Annotated in this window: 3 protein-coding genes and 1 pseudogene; all 4 read right to left on the bottom strand. The window is 63.6% G+C overall.

Annotated elements, in window-relative coordinates; translation table 11 throughout:
- Positions 1 to 811, bottom strand: an 811-nt coding sequence (locus tag JQ628_RS34290) for an IS66 family transposase (protein ID WP_212231028.1), incomplete at its 3' end; no start/stop codon positions are given.
- Between the two features lie 69 nt (positions 812 to 880).
- Positions 881 to 1,234: an IS66 family insertion sequence element accessory protein TnpB gene (gene tnpB / locus JQ628_RS34285; RefSeq protein ID WP_212231025.1), complete on the bottom strand. Its 354-nt coding sequence runs from the start codon at positions 1,232 to 1,234 to the stop codon at positions 881 to 883.
- The gene (gene tnpA / locus JQ628_RS34280; protein ID WP_212231022.1) at positions 1,231 to 1,650 is read right to left on the bottom strand and encodes an IS66-like element accessory protein TnpA; all 420 of its coding nucleotides are present in this window, start codon (positions 1,648 to 1,650) and stop codon (positions 1,231 to 1,233) included. Before tnpA ends, tnpB begins: the two co-directional genes overlap by 4 nt.
- Positions 1,651 to 1,730: 80 nt before the next feature.
- Positions 1,731 to 1,880 (bottom strand): annotated as a pseudogene (locus tag JQ628_RS34275) (IS66 family transposase); the annotation flags it as partial.

Genomic DNA, 1,880 nt, shown 5'->3' with positions numbered 1-1,880 from the left:
TCTTCGTTTGGCCGCGCCCGGGATCGAGTACCGGCGCCGTGGTTTCGTCCATGAACAGACGATCCGCCATGGCCAAGTGGCGGCGCAAGTGGTCCGCGATGGGTTGAAGATGGAAGCAGGCGCGGCCGGACCAGTTGCCCAGGGTCGCCCGATCAAGCCGGATCCCCTGGCGCGCATAGATCTCGGCCTGACGGTAAAACGGCGTATGGTCGCCAAACTTGGAGACGATCACGTGCGCAATGGCCGCTTCGGTCGGCAGCCCGCTGGGTACGACGTGCTCCGGCGCGTGCGCCTGCACGACAGGGCCCGAGCAGCGGCGGCAGATGTATTTCGGGCGGCGTGTGACCAGCACGCGCCATTGCGCCGGGATCACGTCGAGCCGTTTGCTGACGTCCTCGCCGATCTTCGTCATGGCCCCGCAACCGCACGGACAAAGCGTGCTCGCAGGCTCGATGATCCGCTCCACCCGCGGCAAATGAGCAGGCAAGCAGCCCCGATTGCGATGAGAACCTTGATCCGATCCGCCGCGCGGTCGACCCTGGATGATCGCGGCCGCCTTCTCCTGCGCGGCGTCCAGGACGCCTTGCGCGATCTCCACGTCTTCGAGCGGCAAATGATACTGATCTGGTCGCAGCTTTTCGGACTTCGCGCCGAACTTCTCGCGTCGCAATTCGCCGAGAATGACCTCCAGCCGACGCCGTGCTTCCTCCGACGCCGCCAGTGCCCCCTGATGCTCGCTCAAGGCTGTCTGCGTTTGCGCCAAAAGCGCCTTCAAGCGTTCGTTTTCGTCGCGCAGCGCCGCGATGCTCATGCGCTATTTCGAGCACATCGCCGCCGCACGCGCCACGTTCAAAATAGCTTCCGAGTCACTCTGCCGCAGTTATCCAGCCGCCTGCGGGCGCCGCGCTTCCTCCGGGCGGACCAACCTCCAATCCAGACCCTCGAACAAGGCCGCGAACATCGCCGGGGATACGCGCATCACACCGTCCGCGATCGTTGGCCACACGAACTTGCAGCCTTCGAGGCGCTTGTGCACCAATACCAGGCCCGTTCTATCCCAGACCAAAATCTTGATCCGGTCCGCTCGTTTCGATCGGAACACGAAGGCTGCGCCGCTGAACGGGTCCAGGCGAAGCATCTGCTGTACCTTCGCAGCCAGCCCATCATGGCCACAGCGGAAGTCAATCGGCCGCGTCGCGATGTAAATCTTCAGATCAGCACCGGGCGCGATCATCGTGACGCTCGCACCGCGCGGATCAACCGAGACAGTTGCTCGCCGTCAATGGCCGCCTCCGTCCGCACGACGACGTCGCCAATCGCAATCTCGAGTTTGACAGCCGGAACGTGACGCTCTAACGGCTCCTCCACGACCAGCGGCGCGAACGGCGGCTGCGTAGCCTCGCACGACGGCAATTCGCCTCGCCGGCGAAAGCGTCGGCGCCAATCGTAAATCTGCCAACGCGTCGCTCCGTGCTTACGCGCCACCTCGGACACCTGGGCACCGGGTAACAGACTCTCGGCGACGATCCGAGCTCTCTCAGCCTCCGAACGCACACGACGCCCGGAGGGTCCTTCAAGCACCTCAAGCCGGCTGACCGCCCCAACTGACAAACTGTCCAAATGGACGTCCTTTTTGCCGTCCAATCCCATCCCAAACCTCCGTTCAAGCCGGAGGCTTCTTCGCACATCTAATCTAACCCCGAACCCAGGGTATCGGCTTAGCGCTTACGCCGAATTGCCCGCTCGACGGTGTTGGAGTCGATCTCGATACGGCCGTCGCTTAGAAAGCGCTCGAGGGTGGCGCGTCTGGATGTGGCATAGCGGATCGCCTCGGCGAGTTTGGATTTGCCCGACAGGCGCGGCAGCTCCTTGTGCCACAA

The sequence above is a fragment of the Bradyrhizobium lablabi genome, assembly GCF_018129385.1.
Classification (GTDB): domain Bacteria; phylum Pseudomonadota; class Alphaproteobacteria; order Rhizobiales; family Xanthobacteraceae; genus Bradyrhizobium; species Bradyrhizobium lablabi_C.
This window is presented reverse-complemented; position numbering and strand designations above follow the sequence as displayed.